The sequence below is a fragment of the Paenibacillus sp. Negev47 genome (assembly GCF_058313655.1).
This window is the reverse complement of sequence record NZ_CM177754.1, coordinates 2,394,372-2,413,382: the sequence shown is the minus strand read 5'-3', so window position 1 is coordinate 2,413,382 and position 19,011 is coordinate 2,394,372. Positions and strand designations below refer to the sequence as shown.

At 47.1% G+C, this 19,011-nt stretch carries 19 protein-coding genes; 1 reads left to right on the top strand and 18 read right to left on the bottom strand.

What is annotated here, in order from left to right; translation table 11 throughout:
• Positions 1-54: 54 nt before the first annotated feature.
• The 18 genes from AC4G47_RS11135 to AC4G47_RS11050 all read right to left on the bottom strand — a co-directional run bounded on the left by AC4G47_RS11135 (position 55) and on the right by AC4G47_RS11050 (position 17,860).
• Positions 55-1,557 carry an AAA family ATPase gene (locus AC4G47_RS11135; protein WP_458123062.1) on the bottom strand — a complete coding sequence of 501 codons (1,503 nt, stop codon included), beginning with the start codon at positions 1,555-1,557 and terminating at the stop codon, positions 55-57.
• Positions 1,550-2,077, bottom strand: coding sequence for a hypothetical protein (locus tag AC4G47_RS11130; protein WP_076209942.1), 528 nt, complete (start codon positions 2,075-2,077; stop codon positions 1,550-1,552). The genes AC4G47_RS11135 and AC4G47_RS11130 overlap by 8 nt, the downstream gene beginning before the upstream one ends.
• A 299-nt stretch (positions 2,078-2,376) precedes the next feature.
• Positions 2,377-2,907 (bottom strand): hypothetical protein, encoded by a 531-nt coding sequence (locus AC4G47_RS11125; protein WP_491106020.1) that lies wholly within the window; start codon positions 2,905-2,907, stop codon positions 2,377-2,379.
• 39 nt (positions 2,908-2,946) lie between these two features.
• Positions 2,947-4,251, bottom strand: coding sequence for an amidohydrolase (locus tag AC4G47_RS11120; RefSeq protein ID WP_491106019.1), 1,305 nt, complete (start codon positions 4,249-4,251; stop codon positions 2,947-2,949).
• Positions 4,238-4,891: a redox-sensing transcriptional repressor Rex gene (locus AC4G47_RS11115; RefSeq protein ID WP_491106018.1), complete on the bottom strand. Its 654-nt coding sequence runs from the start codon at positions 4,889-4,891 to the stop codon at positions 4,238-4,240. Before AC4G47_RS11115 ends, AC4G47_RS11120 begins: the two co-directional genes overlap by 14 nt.
• A gap of 213 nt (positions 4,892-5,104) precedes the next feature.
• Positions 5,105-7,966: an ATP-dependent DNA helicase DinG gene (gene dinG, locus AC4G47_RS11110; RefSeq protein ID WP_491106017.1), complete on the bottom strand. Its 2,862-nt coding sequence runs from the start codon at positions 7,964-7,966 to the stop codon at positions 5,105-5,107.
• A 143-nt stretch (positions 7,967-8,109) separates the two neighbouring features.
• Positions 8,110-8,757: a tetratricopeptide repeat protein gene (locus AC4G47_RS11105; protein ID WP_458123066.1), complete on the bottom strand. Its 648-nt coding sequence runs from the start codon at positions 8,755-8,757 to the stop codon at positions 8,110-8,112.
• A gap of 93 nt (positions 8,758-8,850) precedes the next feature.
• Positions 8,851-9,234 carry an aspartate 1-decarboxylase gene (gene panD / locus AC4G47_RS11100; protein ID WP_017687742.1) on the bottom strand — a complete coding sequence of 128 codons (384 nt, stop codon included), beginning with the start codon at positions 9,232-9,234 and terminating at the stop codon, positions 8,851-8,853.
• Positions 9,227-10,123, bottom strand: a complete 897-nt coding sequence (gene panC / locus AC4G47_RS11095; RefSeq protein ID WP_491106016.1) for a pantoate--beta-alanine ligase — start codon at positions 10,121-10,123, stop codon at positions 9,227-9,229. The genes panD and panC overlap by 8 nt, the downstream gene beginning before the upstream one ends.
• The gene (gene panB, locus AC4G47_RS11090) at positions 10,120-10,995 is read right to left on the bottom strand and encodes a 3-methyl-2-oxobutanoate hydroxymethyltransferase (RefSeq protein WP_491106015.1); all 876 of its coding nucleotides are present in this window, start codon (positions 10,993-10,995) and stop codon (positions 10,120-10,122) included. The genes panC and panB overlap by 4 nt, the downstream gene beginning before the upstream one ends.
• Before the next feature lie 343 nt (positions 10,996-11,338).
• Positions 11,339-12,316, bottom strand: coding sequence for a biotin--[acetyl-CoA-carboxylase] ligase (locus AC4G47_RS11085; protein WP_491106014.1), 978 nt, complete (start codon positions 12,314-12,316; stop codon positions 11,339-11,341).
• Positions 12,303-13,601, bottom strand: coding sequence for a CCA tRNA nucleotidyltransferase (locus AC4G47_RS11080; protein ID WP_491106013.1), 1,299 nt, complete (start codon positions 13,599-13,601; stop codon positions 12,303-12,305). The genes AC4G47_RS11085 and AC4G47_RS11080 overlap by 14 nt, the downstream gene beginning before the upstream one ends.
• A 62-nt stretch (positions 13,602-13,663) precedes the next feature.
• A complete protein-coding gene (bshA, locus tag AC4G47_RS11075) occupies positions 13,664-14,824 on the bottom strand; it encodes an N-acetyl-alpha-D-glucosaminyl L-malate synthase BshA (RefSeq protein ID WP_458123071.1) in 1,161 nt (386 codons plus the stop codon).
• Positions 14,825-14,920: 96 nt separating this feature from the next.
• Positions 14,921-15,622, bottom strand: coding sequence for a bacillithiol biosynthesis deacetylase BshB1 (bshB1, locus tag AC4G47_RS11070; RefSeq protein ID WP_491106012.1), 702 nt, complete (start codon positions 15,620-15,622; stop codon positions 14,921-14,923).
• Positions 15,619-16,059 carry a methylglyoxal synthase gene (mgsA, locus tag AC4G47_RS11065; protein WP_491106011.1) on the bottom strand — a complete coding sequence of 147 codons (441 nt, stop codon included), beginning with the start codon at positions 16,057-16,059 and terminating at the stop codon, positions 15,619-15,621. The genes bshB1 and mgsA overlap by 4 nt, the downstream gene beginning before the upstream one ends.
• 11 nt (positions 16,060-16,070) lie before the next feature.
• Positions 16,071-16,874: a 4-hydroxy-tetrahydrodipicolinate reductase gene (gene dapB / locus AC4G47_RS11060; RefSeq protein WP_145322440.1), complete on the bottom strand. Its 804-nt coding sequence runs from the start codon at positions 16,872-16,874 to the stop codon at positions 16,071-16,073.
• Positions 16,875-16,955: 81 nt separating this feature from the next.
• A complete protein-coding gene (locus AC4G47_RS11055) occupies positions 16,956-17,480 on the bottom strand; it encodes a tetratricopeptide repeat protein (RefSeq protein WP_458123073.1) in 525 nt (174 codons plus the stop codon).
• 50 nt (positions 17,481-17,530) lie between these two features.
• Positions 17,531-17,860 carry a nucleotide pyrophosphohydrolase gene (locus AC4G47_RS11050; RefSeq protein WP_017687732.1) on the bottom strand — a complete coding sequence of 110 codons (330 nt, stop codon included), beginning with the start codon at positions 17,858-17,860 and terminating at the stop codon, positions 17,531-17,533.
• Positions 17,861-18,032: 172 nt separating this feature from the next.
• Here AC4G47_RS11050 and AC4G47_RS11045 point away from each other — a divergent pair, with 172 nt between their 5' ends.
• Positions 18,033-18,902, top strand: a complete 870-nt coding sequence (locus AC4G47_RS11045) for a YitT family protein (protein WP_458123074.1) — start codon at positions 18,033-18,035, stop codon at positions 18,900-18,902.
• Positions 18,903-19,011 lie beyond the last annotated feature (109 nt).

Below are 19,011 nucleotides of genomic sequence, written 5' to 3'. Positions count from 1 at the left end.
TAATAATATCTTAGCACGAGTGAAATGTAAAAAAAAATAACCAGCATAAATAAATTATGCTGGTAAAAGGGCACTGTCACGAAATTGACAACGAAATTGCTCGCCTGACAATACTTCCTCCCGAATCAGGATGTCGAGTGAGTTGTCGAAAATTGTCCGTTGTTCTTCAAGCAATCGCTTCGTCTGTTCCATCAGATCTTGCAGAATCAATTTATTCTCCCGCATGAGTTCTTCGGTTGTAACCATATCCATGTTCACAATACCAAGTGAAGTCAATCCCGAAGCCATCATGGTCTGTACGACATTGGTTGCCTGATCAAAGTCATTGCGTGACCCAGTGGAACGTCCACCGTAGTACATTTCCTCCGCAGCGGCTCCTCCGAGTGCAATCATGATCTGCTCTTCCAGGAAGCGCTTCGTATAGAGGAACTGTTCCTGTTGCGGGTTGTGACGTACATATCCTAGCGCCTGACCACGCGGACTAAGTGCCACCTGACTAACACTGCCTGGACGAACGAGTTCAGCCATAATGGCATGTCCCAATTCATGAATGGCGACCCTTTTCTTCTCTTCCACACTGGACTCACGGTCTGTCTTCTCACCCATCATGACTTTATCAATAGCCAGGGACAAGTGCCGCTGTTCAATGTTCAACAGCCCGTCCCGCATGGCGTATATTGCTGCTTCGTTCATAACACTTTCGAGTTGTGCACCGGAGAAACCATACGATTCTTCAGCTGTCTTCTCCAGATTAACTTCTTTCATCAGAGGTTTATTCACCGCATGCAGTTCCAGAATATGCTTTCTGCCCTTCTTGTCAGGCAAGTCCACTTGAATGTGGCGGTCAAAACGTCCCGGGCGCGTCAGAGCGCTATCCAGCATTTCCTTGCGGTTCGTTGCAGCGATAACCAGAATTCTTGGCGTATCAGAAGAATAGATTCCATCCATTTCCGTCAGGAGTTGATTCAGGGTCTGATCATATTCACGCTGTTGACCACCTTCACGTTTACCCCCGATGACATCGATCTCATCGATAAAGATAATAGCATTTTCCTTATTTTCCTTGGTGGCACGGGTTCTCGCGTCCTTGAACAAATCCCGAATTCTGCTGGCACCCACACCCACATACATTTCCACGAATTCACTACCCGCTGCTGCTACGAAAACAGAATCCGTGTAATGGGCAGCAGCCTTCGCCATCAACGTTTTCCCCGTTCCTGGAGGGCCCGTCAGCAAAATCCCTTTTAACGGGCGAATCCCGAACTTGCGGATTTCTTCATGTTTGATGAGAAAGTCAAGTGCTTCACGCAATTCCTGCTTGGCACTGTCCTGACCTCCAATTTCTTCAAAAGTAAGCTTGGAAGGTCCTTTTTTCTTCCGTTTACGTTCCTGTGCAGCGCCTACTGTAATCCCGCCTCGCATTTGCATCATGAACAGCAAAGCTCCGACAATCACCGCTGCAATCAGAATCGGAACAATATTAACACCAGTAAAAGCAAGGAAAATGATCAACACGGGAAAAAATCCGATGGCAACTTCTTTTGTCCACTTAGGCATTAGGCCACACTCCTATCTGACCGGGCACACGCGGCAGAATAATAAACTTGCTGGCATCTCCGTCTCTGAGACTGACATATACATTGTTGTCATCCATAGCTGTATTTACCTTCATACCATTCGTCGCCATCTTCGACAACGTTGGTGTAATCTCGGTGTACTGCTTGTTCTCCATCGCCTGAGCTACGGTAAACATCGCATCACCCCACCAACTTTCCAGTGCTTCACTGGAATGATCCACAACATCCAATTTTAGTGAACGTGTTCCAATCAAGGTCTGTCCTTCTTTGTGAATATATTGTACCAGTCTGCCCAAATCAACATCGGGTTGCAAATCCAGTTTCAATTGTACGTCATTGCGGTTAATAGTTAATTGAACGTCATTGACTCCATCGTACTGGGTAACCATCTTTTCAATCGGATTCTGCACAGCCACCTGTCGATACACAAACCAACCTCCAAACAACACAACGGCTGAAATGACGGCAGTTAAAGCAATAGGCAATACTTTTAGCTTCAAGTGAATTACCCCTCCCAGATTTTGGCCTAACCTACTGGCTTATTGGTATAAACGAATATGTGCACATAGACTCCTGCTAAAATTCCGACAGGACTATTTGTTTTGAATGTAACTTCGAGTACATATCTGAGTATATCACATCGTATATACAATTTCGAAGGCGAAAATATGAATAAATTATTAATTTTAACTATTTAAATCAAATATGTTTACAGACAACACAAAGAACCGGTTCAGTCGGATATCCGCCTGCCGGTTCTTTCATTTCAAAATTTACTAGTCGAATCACGCTATTTGTTCTAACTGTTCGGTAGTGTGTAGACCAGGTCCACCTGTTCTCCATTGCTAAAACGATAAAAGCGATAGTGGTTATGCGTACCGTCTTTATAATACACTTGCCACACATATATTCCATTCACAACTCCGGGCATGATTCTTTTAATTTCACCGGCAGGAACTTCAGAACTAAAGCGATTGCGTATCTGCGTTTCGGACATGCCATTCTGCAGCAACTCGCTGTGTATAGCGTTTGCACCCGTAGCAGGTTGATTGTTTGCATCGAATTTCACCCAGACCATAACATCCTGGTTATCCTTGTTTTTGCCGATCAGGGTCCAGTAGATGTTATCAGAGCCTTCTTTATCTCCCCAAATGTACTTTCGCAATTCATTATAGGATGTAATGCCCAGTTGCTCCTGTGCTACCTCTATGGCGAGCGCTTCTTCCTTGCGCTGGTCCTGCGTGACATAGACGTAATAACGCTGAAGTCCAAACAGAATCAGAACCAGTGCAAGTAGCGAAATCCATATCCACTTCTTTTTTTTCTTCAAAAGCCGAACTTCCTTTCCCTATGATGCTCTGTCCTGCAATTAACGAGCAAGCAGACCATCAAATGCCAATTGAGACTCACGCAAAATGCGCTCTTCATCCAGCGTCAGACATTCGCCATGCTTCACCACTTGCTTCCCATCCACCCATACGTGCTCTACATCTTTGGCAGAAGCCGAATAGATCGTATGCGAGATCAGGTCTGTATGTGGATAGAAATGTGCCTGTTCAATGTCCAGGGCGATAAAATCAGCCTTCATGCCGACCTGAAGTGCTCCAGTATTGTTTAAGAAGATGGATTTGGCACCGTATGACGTGCCAAGCAGTAATGCTTCTCCTGCAGGCACTGCAGTCGGGTCACCGGACACGCCTTTATGAATCAATGCAGCCAGTCTCATTTCCTCGAACATATCCAGGTTGTTGTTGCTTGCCGGTCCGTCTGTTCCGAGTGACACGGTAACTCCCGCTTTCAGCAAAGCAGGTACCCGTGCAACACCTGAAGCAAGTTTCAGGTTACTACCCGGGTTATGGGATACAGCCACATCATGACGGGCCAGAATCTCAATCTCTTCATCATTCAGATGCACCGCATGTGCAACCAGGGATGGACGGGAGAAAAAGCCCAGTTTCTCCAGATGTGCCACAGGACGCAGGCCATAATCAGCCACGTTCTGCTCCACTTCACGAAGCGTTTCCGACATATGTGTATGGAGAGGAAGGTTTAGGTCGTTCGCAACCTGTACAAGCTTCTCTATGTAGTCAGGAGGGCAAGTATATGGCGCGTGTGGCGAGATTACGGTTGTAATACGTCCATCTGCCTGTCCATTCCACTCACGCGCAAAAGCAGCCGACTCCTCCAGCTTCCGCAATTGCTCTTCTTCCGAGCACAGCCCAATGACACCGCGTGCCAATGCTGCTCTAACGCCGGACTGTTCCACGACTTTGGCAACCTGATCCATGTGATCATACATGTCCAGGAAGGCTGTAGTTCCACCTTTCAACATTTCAAGCACCGATAGCGAAGTTCCCCAGTATACATCTTGTGAAGTCATCTTCGCTTCCATCGGCCACATTTTTTCCTGCAACCATACTTGCAGCGCAAGATCGTCTCCATGTCCTCTGAGCAGCGACATCGCTGCATGACCATGCGTATTGATCAGACCCGGCAGGAAGAACAATCCTTTTCCATCCACTTTGGTACAATTTTCGTCTCCATCCGGCAATGTCTCACCAATATGCACAATCTTGTCATTCTCGACAACCATGTAACCTTGAACCACATTCCATGTTGCGCCTTCATTAACGGCAAATTTACCGTTGTGGATTACCCATCTATTTGTTGTCATCTTCCTCTTCGTCCTTTCCAGTCTCCAAGTAATAGGCCAAACTAAGCAGATCCGTCGTAAAATCAGCATGGTGAATGCGGATATGCGGCGGTGTTTTTAGAATTGTTGGCGCAAAATTAAGAATTGCTTCAATTCCCGATTCAATTAGCTGATCGGCTACATTTTGGGCTTCCGTATCTGGAACCGTGATAATTCCGATGCGGATATTGTCCGTTTGCACCGCTTCCGTCAATTCATTCATTGGTTTCACCGTCAAACTGTTGATTTGACTGCCAATCTTCGGTCCGTATGCATCGAATACAGCAACAATCTTCATATTGTCTTTCAGATATGCGTTGTAGTTGGACAAGGCCTGTCCGAGATTACCCGCTCCTACCAGAGCTACATTAATTTGCTGATCAATCTTGAGAATGTGACGAATCTTCTCGATCAAATAGGATACATCATACCCGATCCCTTTACGACCAAAATCACCGAAGTAAGCCAGGTCTTTTCGAATTTGGGCTGGATTCAGATCCAGCCTCTGTCCGAGTTCTTGAGAGGAAACAGTAGCCACCTCACGCTGATGCAACTCGCTCAAATATCGCAAGTACACAGGCAGACGTCGTACCACCGCTTCCGAAATTTTATCTGATTTCATTCTTGCTCCCCCTTACCATGGCCACGATAAAATAGTAGATGAAAAGATGAGCACTCTGTATAAATTCAAAGATAGAAGTGACTTTTTATACAGAATGCTCCTTGTGATTTAGGTTATAAGTTCTTACGTGCAGCTGTGTTGATCCGAAAGATCTCATAAAGTTTAACGCCAAACTGTAGCGTCATGCAATGATATAACGAACAAAACAACCGATTATTCTTGTTCTTTAGCAGGTTTTTCCAACCACTCGGTAATTCGTGGAACCATCTGCTCTGTGAGCATATGCTCCATTTTGGGACCAGGTAATGAATATAAGAAGAATTTACCATAATACGCTTCAATCACCCTTGTATCATAAACAATGACAATACCTCTGTCCTTCGCTGTACGCACCAATCGGCCAAATCCTTGCTTGAAACGAATGACCGCTTGCGGCACGGACAGTTTCAGGAACGGATTTTTCTTTTGCTCCTGAAGCAACTCACTCTTGGCTTCCACCAACGGATGATTTGGTGGTTGGAAAGGCAGGCGCACGATAGCGAGACAGGTTAGCGCTTCTCCCGGGATATCTACACCCTCCCAGAAGCTGCTTGTGCCCAGAAGCACCGTAGCTTTTGCCTCCTGGAACCTGCGAGTCAATTTGGAGCGACTTCCACTGTCAACGCCTTGCCCCAGCAAAGAGATATCGTTACCAGACAGAGCCTCCTTCAGCGGATCATAGACCTGTCGCAGCATCTTGTATGAAGTAAACAGAACCATCATGCGTCCACGAGTGGCAATTGCAGTCTCTGCGAGTGAGTGCACCAGCATATTGACAAAGTGCGCATCACCCACACTGCCTTTCACACTTGGAAAATCACGCGGAATCACCAGAAGTGCCTGATCGCGATAATTGAAAGGTGATGGCAGCATCGACGTTAACAGCCGATTATTCTCGGAGGCTTCCTGCAAGCCAAGCTGTTCAATCATGAACTGGAATGACTTATCTACAGAGAGCGTAGCCGATGTAAGCACAACGCTTTTCTTTTTGTCGAAAAACAAATCCTTAAGTTGTGCACTGACATCTACAGGTACGGCATACAGCTGGAGAGATTTACTGCGGAACTGGCCGCTGGCTTCCATCCAGTACACCGTTTTGGCATCATCCATACGCATGAAGAACCGCAGATTCTCCTTCAATGTGGTCAGATCTTTCAGCAGACCTGTAATGTCCGTGATCAGGCTATCTGATTGATAATCATCCTGATCTTCTTTCACCTCAAGCAGCAATTTGTCCCCTTTGCGAACCAAATCGCCTAATGTCACATAGATCTGGTTCTCCAGATCCTGCAATTCCTGCCATTTGGCCGGTTTCTGAGATGCCTTCAGACGCAGGGAAAATTGCCCCGTTTCTCCTGGTGAAGCATCACTTCGTTCAGGTAAAAGGCCGAACAAGGCATCACTCATTCGATCCCATAGCTCCTTAACTTCAAGAGCGAGTGGGAACATCTGATCCACCATTGAGCCCCATTGCACCGAATTTTCATGCCCGGATAACTGCGAACGAAGCATAGGCAGCTGACCATTACGACTGTCTTTAAACAGGCGAGTCAGTGTATGAACCAAGGTAAAATATTTCATATGCATTCCAAGATGCTTACCAGCGACATCCTCCAGATGATGTGCCTCATCGATCACAAGACTCTCATAGGCTGGCAGTAACTGATGCGCTGCTTTTACATCCGTAAATAATTTAGAGTGATTCGTAATTACGATATCCGACAACCCTGCCTCATGTTTGGCGCGATGGTAGAAACATTTGCGGAACCATGGACAGGATCTACCCAGACAGGACTCGGATTCGCTCTGTACCGTCTCCCAGAAGTCTCCTCCGCGTCCGCTAAGATTAAGTTCCTCATCATCTCCGGTTTCGGTCTGCGTAAGCCAGACAATCATCTGAGCCGCTGTGAAATAATCCTCTTTCGGGGTAGCGAATTCACGTTTATTGATTTTGTGTTCAAATTTGCGCAGGCAGAGGTAATGTCCACGTCCTTTGAATACAGCAGCCTTAAACGGAAACGGAACCACTTGAGTCAGCATCGGAATGTCCCGCTCTCTCAATTGCTCCTGCAGATTGATCGTATGGGTGCTGACCATGACTTTCTGTTCTTGCTTCACACTTTCGTAAATAGCAGGTAATAGATAACCCAGAGATTTACCAGTCCCTGTTCCAGCCTCAATCAAGAGATGTTTCTCTTCGTCCAGGGCTTGCCTTACACTGCTGAACATCTGAGTCTGCGCCTCACGCTCTTCATAATGATCCAGCGTATCCTTCAGATTCTCTCGGACCTGGTCCATAAACTGTTCAAAGCTTACACCATCGAGGGGGTTACCCTCCCGCTCATCGCGTGGTGCACCAATATCGGTCCAATCACTCACATTAAGAGCAAGCTGACGATAATAGGCATGTCCGTCCAGGTCCTGAATCGGCTCTGATTCCTTCTCACTGCGCATTCCGTCCAAGAACCAACCCAAGTCACTGTCTTCTGGTGCAAACAGGTCACTGAGCCGCTGAATCGTTATGAGCGGTAATTCCTTCAACTCATCCAGACACTTGAGCAGCACATAAGCTGTCGCCAGTGCATCACTGTCTGCCTGATGAGGGCGATCATGCTGAAAGCCAAATTCAGAAGATACATAACCGAGTTGATAAGAACCAAGTGATGGGAACGTAATCTTCAGAAAATCAATCGTGTCCAGAATGCGACCAGTGAACGGTAAATAACCGCAACGGTCGAGAGCATTCTGCAAAAAGTGAAAATCAAAAGCTACATTGTGTCCAACAAGAACCACATCATTAAGCAGCGGAACCATTTCCATCATCATCTCTTCGAGTGATGGAGCGTCCGCTACATCTTCATCGGTAATACCCGTTAACCCCGAAATAAACGGGGGAATCGGTACACCAGGGTTCACATAAGAACTATATATTTGAGTTATGCTGTAGTCATGATCTATGATGGCAAGTCCGGCTTGTATAATCTCACCGTCGGACTGCGTGCCGGTTGTTTCGAAATCCAATACGGCAAATTTCATTGCAATGTACGGTCCCTTCCATTCCAGTCTATGTTACAGCATAGCAAAAAAAAGGGGATTTGAAAATTAACTGACAAAAAAGCGGTGTCCCCGCCGCTATGCCAAAGGAGGGAACACCGTTTTCTTGTCGCCGAATACCCCCTTTAATGGAGGGTCGTCAGCTGATTTGCATATTGCAATTTTCCTCTGTTCAACCTGCAAGCTTCCATGTTGTACAGTGGTTCGGTCAATGTTGGGTCATGCTGAAGGGCCTGTGCAAAGAGTGAACATGCAGCTTCCGGATTCGCAAGCTTGGCTTGAATACAGCCCAGGGCGTTACATACAAGCCCTTTCAAGCGAGGAGAACCCTTAAGGTACATGATCTGCTGCAAATGTGTCCCGGCTTCCGCCATTTGTTCCAGATTCAGATACGCGAGCGCCAGGTAAAAACGAGTCAATGCACTCTCCGGATGGTCGGCCACAACCCGGGAGAACTGCATGATCGCCTGCGGATACATCTGTAACTTGAAATAACCCTGCCCCCGACTGAAACATTCCAGATGGAGTTCAGGCAGAGCGGTGACTGCTTCCTGTTCAGGTTCAAGGGAAGCGGGCTTATCCATCTCCCGCTCCCGCACTTGGCTCATCTTCTCTTCAAACATCAGCCATTCATCCAGCATTCCGTCACTCATCCGCTTAAGCAAGTTCCACTTTTGCAGCAATTCCTGTTTGTTCAGGCCTTCAGCGGAAGGATAGCTCTTGATAATTTCATCTAACATGTCGTTCATTTCTGCGAAAACATGCTGGAACATCGATGCATCCCCACCCTTGAAAAAATGGATTAGTGCAGTGACCTGTACTCATTTTTTGCTTCAAGGGCCGATTTCATTCTCCTTACCAGTCGATTACATAATTGTTGCGTGAACTTCCTGCTTCATCGTTTGTACAGGTTTATTCTGTCCATCTACAAATACAACCGTTGGTTTGTGAGTATTTGCCTCTTCTTGAGACATCATGGCGTAAGAAATGATAATGACGTTATCTCCGGGCTGTACCAGACGTGCAGCTGCACCGTTAAGACATATGACCCCGCTACCGCGTGGTCCTGGAATTACATAAGTTTCCAGACGCGCACCATTGTTATTGTTCACAATTTGCACTTTTTCGTTTTCCATCAGATCGGATGTTTCCATCAAATCCTCATCTATGGTAATGCTACCCACATAGTTCAAGTTGGCTTCCGTTACCGTAGCCCGGTGAATTTTGGATTTCATAAGTGTTCTAAACATGGGACAGCACCTCCGATTTTTGCAACCTTATATTGTCAATCAATCTTGTTTTTCCGAATTTCACGGCAAGTGCGATAAGCAGATCGTCACGCCCTTGAACTTCTTCCTGATCTGCGAACGGCTCCAGACTAGGGAAAGCCTGAATCTCTGCGTAATCGATAACGGCAAGCGGTGAGCTTGTAATCTGCTCACGCAAGATACGACGGATGTCTGCGGCGGTTATAGCCAAACCTGTATCTGCCGCTTCCTGGGCTGCGCGCAGTGCCTTTGACAGAACCAATGCCTGAGTACGCTGTTCAGCACTTAGATAGACATTACGTGAACTGAGGGCAAGGCCATCCTCTTCGCGAACAATCGGACAAGGTACAATTTCTACAGGCATATTCAAATCATTCACCATCTGTTGAATGACAGCAACTTGCTGGGCGTCTTTCATCCCGAAAAATGCACGCTGTGGCTGTACGATGTTGAACAGCTTGGAGACTACGGTCGTTACCCCGTCAAAATGTCCTGGACGGGAAGCGCCGCATAAGCGCTCAGTCAATTGTGAAACAGATACCGTTGTCTGCGTTGCCTGTGGATACATCTCTTCAACAGAGGGAATAAATACGATATCAACCCCTTGTGAACGTGCCGTTTCCACATCTCTGGCTTCATCCCGCGGATAGCTGTCAAAATCTTCATTTGGACCAAATTGAATCGGATTAACGAATATGCTCAATACCACGACATCGCTCTGTTGTTTGGCTGCTTGCATCAAGCTTGCATGACCTTGATGCAGATACCCCATTGTCGGTACCAGACCTACAACGGACGCACTGGACCGAATCGCTTGACGCTTCAGGCTAAGCTCCTGTCTTAACTCTGCGATTGTCCGTACTACTTTCATGAGTTACTCTCCACCTTTTCCTTTTGTTGTCCATACAGTTGATCGAGAACACCATCCGCAGCGTTGAACACATGCTCCTCGGCCGGGAATGAACGATCTTTAACTTCCTTTACGTAAGCTTCGATGCTGGTTCTGATTAATGTTCCCACATCTCCATACGTTTTGACAAAACGTTTAGGTGTATACGGAGAGGCATATTGAACCACATCGTGGAATACCAGCACCTGACCGTCACAACCTCTCCCGGCTCCAATCCCAATGGTAGGGATGGACAGCTCCTCCGAGATGGCCCGAGCAACTTCTTCCGTAACCAGTTCAAGCACGATAGCGAATGCACCTGCCGCTTCGAGCGCTTTAGCTTCGTCCATCAGGCGTTTCGCATCCGCTGCATCTTTACCCTGAATCCGGTAACCACCGATCTGGTTAACCGATTGAGGTGTCAGTCCGATATGTCCAAGAACAGGCACACCTGCTTGCACGACCGCTCTGACGGTGTCCGCTATTTCGACTCCGCCTTCCATTTTGACCGCATGGGCATGCCCCTCTTGCATCAGTCGACGTACACCTTTAAGTGTCTCATCCACGCTGCCATGATAAGTCATAAAAGGCATGTCAGCCACAATAAATGTCTTCTCTGCCCCACGTACTACGGAACGTGTGTGGTACACCATGTCGTCGATGGTCACCGGAAGAGTGGAGTTATATCCCAGCACTACATTGCCAAGTGAATCCCCTACCAGGATCAGATCGATACCTGCCTCTTCTGCAAGGAGAGCTGTCGGATAATCGTAAGCCGTGATCATACTGAGCGGCACACCATCCTGCTTATATTTTTTCATTTTCACAATATTCAACGCTTGTTTGTTTGCCATTTTCTCTCATGGCTCCTTTCTTCTTTTCAAATAAACGCAACAAAAAAAACCTTTTAGTTTTCCACTAAAAAGTCCCGAAAAGTCAAAAAAGAGTCACTTGCGATCGTCCCTTCTGTCTCGGTCCTCTTCGGCTCAGAGCAGAATCCAACAACTCACTTTACTTATTTCATACTTGTACTGCTGTCTGCCTCTGTAGAACACGTCAAAGCAGAACAAAGGTTACTTTTGCCGGAGTGCAATTCGGTCTGTATCAGCCGATATCGCCTCACGAACACAGTATACCAAAGTTCTGCTCAAACTTCACGTCTTATGTTCATTTTACCAGTGAAAATTCGACAAATTGCTACGATTTCCAGGAGACCTCACCAGAGATGACTAGTACATGTTCTCCATTATGTTTCTCCACAACAAGTGCTCCAGAAGGGTCCAAGCCGATTGCCTTCCCTTCAATGATACCTTGAGGATTCGTAACTGTAATCTCTCGATTCATCGATACGGACAGGGCCTCCCAAAGGGCTGAGATGACACCGAATCCTTCTTTTTGATACAAAAAATACAATTGTTCCAATTCCGTCAAAATGGCAGCCGTGAGCTTGGTGCGATCAACAGGTTGCCCCGTCTCTATCTTGAGCGAAGTAGCGATTGTAGTCAGATCTTCCGGATAATCCTCGGGATCAAAGTTGACGTCCACGCCTATACCTGCAATACAGTATCTGACTTCATGATCTTCCACCGTGGATTCAAGCAATATGCCACACACCTTGCGTCCATCAATCAACAGATCATTTGGCCACTTGATGCCTGCATCAGCTCCTGTACAAGCTCGTACCGCACGACATACAGCCACACCTGCTAATAAAGTAAGCTGCGGCGTGTGCTGAAGTGGTAAATCAGGGCGCAACAGGACGCTCATCCAGATTCCTTTACCCGGAGGAGAGAACCACTTTCGACCAAAGCGCCCTCTTCCTCCCGTTTGTTCTTCCGCAATGACCACAGCGCCTTCGGCCTGCCCCTGCTCAGCTAGTTTCAGAACATCCCCTTGGGTAGACAAGGTCGAGGTCAACAGAATGGCCTTACGGCCAAATACGGTTGTGTCCAGTGCCAATTGAAGGGCAGTAGCGTCAATGCTGTCCGGCTTGGTAACCAGACGATACCCTTTGCGGGATACAGCCTCGAACTCATAACCCATGTCACGCAACTTGTTCACATGTTTCCACACAGCAGTCCGACTAATGGACAGATTACGGCTGATCTCCTCACCCGATACGAATCGTCCTTCTGCATTTAATAACATATGTAACAGATCTTCATGCTTGGTCATCTTGAACCACCCGCTTCACTTCTGCGCTTAGCGCTTCATGCTGATTCGCTATCGTTCCAATCGCCGTTTCTCTTAACAAATGTTTCATGAGTTGTCCCAACCAAGGTCCGCCTTTGCGCTGCACCATCTGCAACACTTGTTCACCTGTGATATCCAGTTCTTTCAAGTCATGCACAGGGATCGATTGACTCCATTCGGCAGCAAGGTCTTGAACCAAAATGACTTGCACTTCTGCCTGTTCAGACTGATTCCGCCATCCTGCTGGCAACAGCGACTGTATCCGCAGCCAATCATCCGCAGCCTGAACGCCGCAAGCCAGAACAGTAACAATCCAATCGGATCGCAAACTGGCCGTGTCCTTCTGTTCCTGGACTGATGAATGAATCAACTGCTCCACCTGAAGAACCCCAGCTATCCGGGAGCGATGTTCATTGGAGAATGTCCACTGACGTAATAAAACATCTGCTTCATCTTTGCTAAACCCGCCAGTGATCAGGATAAGTGACCACCGAAGTAATACATGCACGCCTGACAATTGTTCCAGATTGGATAACAACGTCTTGTTGAAGCGGGCGGAGCTAACTGGCGCTTTGATGTGCGCAAGCGCATCACTTCTGTATAACAGCTCCAACCCTCTTAATGGATGCGGTCCCGACATCATTTTGACCATCTCGGTGCGTACCCGTTCCATCGCTATATGTTGTAGCAGGTCTTTCTGCCTTACAAGACCCTTCCACGTATTATGGGCGATTTTGAAATCAAATACCGAAGCAAACCGAACACAGCGAAGCATCCGCAGTGCATCTTCACCAAACCGTTCCAACGCAGAGCCCACACATCTGACTCGCTCTTCCTTAATATCTGCCTGTCCACCGAAGGGGTCAACAATCGTCCCAGTGACGTCCATGGCAAGAGCGTTCATCGTGAAGTCACGCCGTTGTAAGTCTTCCTTAATATCTTGGACAAATTGAACCGCAGCAGGTCTGCGGTTATCCTGATATTCAGATTCTGTTCGAAACGTGGTAACTTCAAAGTAGTAGCCGCCTGAGCGAACTGTCACCGTTCCATGCTGCAGGCCCGTAGGAATGCAATCATCGAACAGTTCCATGACTTGCTGAGGAGAAGCAGATGTCGTGATGTCCATATCGTCTACAACTCGTCCCAGCAATTCATCACGGACACAACCGCCCACCCAGTATGCCTTGTAGCCATGTTCATTTAATTTTGTGAGTACGTTCTCACTTTGAATTGCCATTTCACGATCTACCTGTGTCCATTGAACCACCACATATCACCTCTTCTCTTGCCTGTTGTGGTATGCACAGTATGATTTCGCCAAGCAAACGATTAACCACAAACCGGTTTCAGATTTGGAACTTCCCTTCCCAGCACCCGGTAGTAAATCTGTTCATATTCATGCCGAATGGCATCATTGCAAAAATCATGATGCGCTCGCTGGAGACACGCCTCCCTGAACTCCGCAGCCAAACGGTCATCCGTTAACAAACGGATGGTGTTCTCGGCCATGGATTGTGTATCCCCGATTGCGGATAGGAAACCCGTCTTACCATGTAAGACCAGTTCCGGAATTCCTCCAGCCCGTGAACCGATTGTGGGTACACCGCAAGCCATTGCTTCGAGCGCCACAAGTCCGAAACTTTCCTTCTCCGATGGAAGCATCAACACATCCGCCATGGAGATGACCTGAGCGATATCATCCTGTTTGCCAAGGAAATGAACCTTATCATTCAAGCCGAGATCATTAATTTTCCACTGCATCTTCGGCAAATCAGGCCCTTCGCCAACGAATAGCAGTTTGGCTGGAACCTGCTCCTGTACCTGACGGAAGACCTCGACCACATCCTGAGTTCGTTTCACTGGTCGGAAGTTGGAGATATGCATTAATATCTTTTCGTCGGGCGTTGCGAAGTCTCTTCGCAGACTGGCAGCATCCCGCGGATAATATATTCGTTTATCAATAAAATTATAGGTCAAATCGATTGGACGCTGAATATCCAGCAGTTCAACCGTTTCCCGTATCAAATCTTGTGATACTGCAGTGACCGCGTCACTTTCATTAATGGCCAGACGAATTAAATCCTTCAGAGATTCATCCTGAGCCAAAACCGTAATATCCGTTCCATGTAACGTGGTAACCACTTTGAGGCCATCCCCTACCATCTGTTTCGCGAGAAAGGCACATACTGCGTGTGGCACGGCATAGTGAACATGCAGCAGATCCAGTTGCTGTGACTTGGCCACCTGAGCCATCTTGGTAGCGAGTGACAGATCATAAGGAGGATAACGGAAAACATAATAATCATTCACTTCAACTTCGTGATAAAAAATATTTTTCTGGAATGTACCCAGTCTGAACGGGATACTGTTAGCAATAAAATGAACCTGATGCCCCTGTTCGGCAAGCAATTTGCCCAGCTCCGTTGCGACAACGCCAGACCCTCCGAGGGACGGATAACAGGTAATGCCGATTTTTAACTTTTGATCCATCCGGTGGACGCTCCTTTGATCTCCCGCGTAATGCAGGTTGATGTAAATGCAACGGAATAATGAAACAATTCGTTCATTAACTCGTACAGTGTAAAATCATTTATTGGCAGCTGTGCCAAATTGATGAACCACGTAAGGTGTAATTGTAGCAAAACCTTCTGCAAACGGGATGAGACTGCGTTGTCCAAGCAACGAATCACGGGCTCTTACACGTTCGATATACCCTTGATTCAATGGAGTGGAGACCGCTCCGTCTCCCAGTTCGAATTGGGAACGATAACAGAGCAACGAGGTTTCTTTTTGCTCATAGTGTTCCGTAATATCCACAATCAAATCCGTAGGTCCAATGTCATTAATAAAGTAAAAATAGAGTTCCTTCACTTGCACGGCAGGCATGTCCGGCATGTAGTTCCGAAGCTTGGCATTAAATACAGCCTCCTGCACCAGCTTACTGCAATTGACATGATCCGGATGACGATCTTCCCAATAGGGAGCAAACACCATCCGAGGGGCATGACGGCGTATCTCAGCCGTTACCGCCTGAACATGCTCAGGCGTGAGATATAATCCCCGATCAGGGAGAGCCAGGTTCGTTCGACACGAAAGACCGAGGACGCGGGAGGCTTTCTCCGCTTCCTCGGTTCTGCGCTCTACTGTACCGTTGGAAGACATCTCAGCCCGAGTCAGATCACATACGCCTACTTTCAATCCCGCAGCGGTATGTTTGGCAATGGTTCCAGCCATACCAATCTCCGCGTCGTCCGCATGTGCTCCAAAGATGAGAATATCCAGACTCATTCGGAATCACCTGAATTCAGTCCAGCCTCCGGCTTGTATTTATGTACCAGCTCTCTCCAGCCAAAATCGCCACGATCCAGAGCCTTAACCAGGATTTCAGCAGTTGCGATATTTGTAGCAAGTGGAATCCCCTGCACATCACAAAGACGCAGCAACGCATTAATATCCGGCTCGTGTGGTTGTGCCATCAGTGGATCGCGCAGAAAAATAATCAGATCCATCTCATTTTGCGCAACCAAGGCTCCAATCTGCTGATCTCCACCCAATGGGCCCGATTCGAATCGATGAATCTGCAACAATGTTCCCTCCATAATACGAAGCCCTGTTGTTCCAGTCGAGTACAATTGATGGTCTGTAAAGACAGGCTCATATGCCGTCACGAAGTTAACCATCTCTTCTTTTTTGCGATCATGGGCGATAAATGCTATTTTCAACATGACAATCTCCTTTAGTCGATAAAGTGATCAAATCCGTAGATGAGTCCTGTATATTCCATAACCTTTTGTACGCCTATCTTAACACCAGGCATATACCCTGCACGCTCATAGGAGTCATGCCGAATTTTAAGCGACTGGCCATAATCTCCGAAAACCACTTCCTGCTGCGCAAATACGCCAGGTAGTCGTACACTGTGAATTCGGAAGCCATTGTAATAACCACCGCGTGATCCTTCAATCGTTTCTTCCTCATTCGGATTACCTTGACGAAGTTCTTCGCGATTAGCAGCAATCAGTTCCGCTGTTTTGATCGCTGTTCCTGAAGGAGCATCCAGCTTCTGATCTCCGTGATATTCAATAATCTCCACATTCGGCATATGCTTGGCAGCCTGTGCTGCGAATCGCATCATCAAGATGGCACCGATCGAGAAGTTAGGGGCAATGAGCCCTCCGATTCCTTTGTCCTGACACTGCTTGTCCAACTGTTCGATCTGCTCCGGCGTGAAGCCGGTAACACCCATGACAGGTCTGACTCCATGACGGATCGCGATCTCAGTATGTGCAAAAGCATATTGTGGCACTGTAAAATCAACCATTACCTGCGGTTTTGTCTCGGCAAAGGCCATTTCAATATCATCAGTCACCAGTACTCCACACTCTGGCAAACCAACCAGTGTTCCGGCATCGGTGCCCGCTCCGGAGCGGTTGACTGCAGCTGCAAGCTCCAGTTCCGGGTCCTGAAGTACCAATTTCACGACTTCACGGCCCATTCGACCAGCCGCTCCGATCACCGCAACTCTTATTACTTCACTCATCTTGACTGCATCTCCTCGCTATATTGGATCATATGGTTGAATCCATTTCAACTGACTGGGATATCCTTGTGAAATGAATTCTTATTGAATAGATTTCATGCGTTGCTTGATTTCCTGTAACATCTGATGCAGTTGTCCGTTATGCGGGTCCAACAAAATGGCCTCACGCAACGCCTGAATTGCACAATCAAATTCATTTAAGTCACTGTAAGCCAGTGCAAGCATGACATGAGCTTCTACTGAAAGAGGATCAAGTCTCACCGCTTCTTTCAACAGCGTAGACGCTTCCACATAACGCTCCTGTGTTGCAATACCCGCCTGCTCCAACAACAGCTTGGCTCTGGAGGTCAATTGTTTCGCTTCCAATGTCTGCAGGTGCAAAATATATTCCTCTGTTCCTGCCGACATTTCAACCGCCTTGCGTGCATATTCAAGCGCCGGAACCAGATGATTGCTGCGTGCGTGGGTAATGGAACAGCGATAATATAACTCCGCATGTTGCGGATGAGCATGAATGGCTGATTCGAACCAACGAATGGCCTGCTCAAAATCATTTTGTAATATACAGCGATAAGCCTGCTGCATATATTCTTCCGGTTTCATCATTAAGCTGACCCTCCCCGATCGGGTGATGGTACAGCATATGTAATCTACGCCTAATCGGTGTTTTTGGGAGTCCACCGATTGGCATCGCGGGTGTTAAATTTATGCATGACTTTATCGTGCGCCTCAGCCAGATCAATACCCAGCGAGTTCGCAAAACAAATCGTGATAAATAAAATATCTCCGAGCTCAAGTTCAATGGAATTGGCGGCTTCGGAAGACTTTTTGGGCTTCTCACCGAATTCGTGATTCACTTCCCTGGCAAGCTCTCCAACCTCTTCAGACATCCGGGCCAACATGGCCAGAGGACTGAAATATCCCTCCTTGAACTGGGAGATATACTGATCAACCTCACGCTGCATTTCTGCGATGCTTTTCTCCATGAGAACGGATTCTCCTTTTGAAATGATGTCGTATTTGTTCCTAATAATATCAGTTATTTAGATTCACTTCCACCATCATCAGCGACAAATCATTTTTAAAGAATCAATAAACAGGTATACTAGGATGGGAATGACTGCTTCTCATTCTAATTCATCTACAGTGAGGGATCTTATGAGCACTGCCAAAACCTGGGTTCAAGTCAAACTGGTTCTACCCATCTTGCTGGGTACAGCCTTGTATGCCTTCGGGCTCCTCTATTTCATTATCCCCAACCAGCTTATGGAAGGTGGTCTCACCGGGGTTACGGTGCTGATCAATTATGCATTCGGCATTTCACCTTCACTTACAACTCTGATTCTAAACGTTCCTCTATTTCTGATCGGGCTCAAAATTCTGGGCGGCAGACAGATGATCTATACCGGAATCGGGATTGGAGCATTGACCGTTTTTCTGTGGTTGTTCGAGAAGTTGATTCATCTGGGCTGGATTGAACCATTACATACCGAGAATGATCTCCTGCTCGCAGCCCTGTATGCAGGTGTTACCCTTGGAGCCGGTCTTGGCATCGTATTCCGTTGGGGCGGAACGACGGGCGGCTCAGACATCATTGCTCGTATTCTCAACCGAAAGTACGGATGGAGTATGGGGCGAATATTACTGGGCATTGATTTCGTCATTATCGGGCTCTCTCTCATCTACATCCCCAAAGAAAAAATTCTGTATACGCTCGTAGCGGTATTTATCGCCTCCAAAGTTATCGATTTTATTCAAGAAGGTGCATATTCTGCCCGGGCATTTATGATCATCAGTGACCATGCACCCGAGATTGCGGATCAAATCACACGGGAGATGGATCGTGGTGTTACCCTCATTCCAGCCATTGGCGCATACTCTAAACAGGCCAAACACATGGCCTACTGTGTTATTTCCAGACAAGAGTTCAGGCGGTTGCAGACGATTGTACGTTCTATTGACCCCAGAGCATTTGTCATCATCAGCGATGTTCACGATGTACATGGAGAAGGTTTCAAAGAAAGTTGATGTATTATACAGAAACTACAAGAAAACCTCTTTTCGCATGAAGAGCCGTTATAGTGGCTGTTTATGTGAAAAGAGGTTTTTTTAATAGACGACGATCAGGTTCATATTC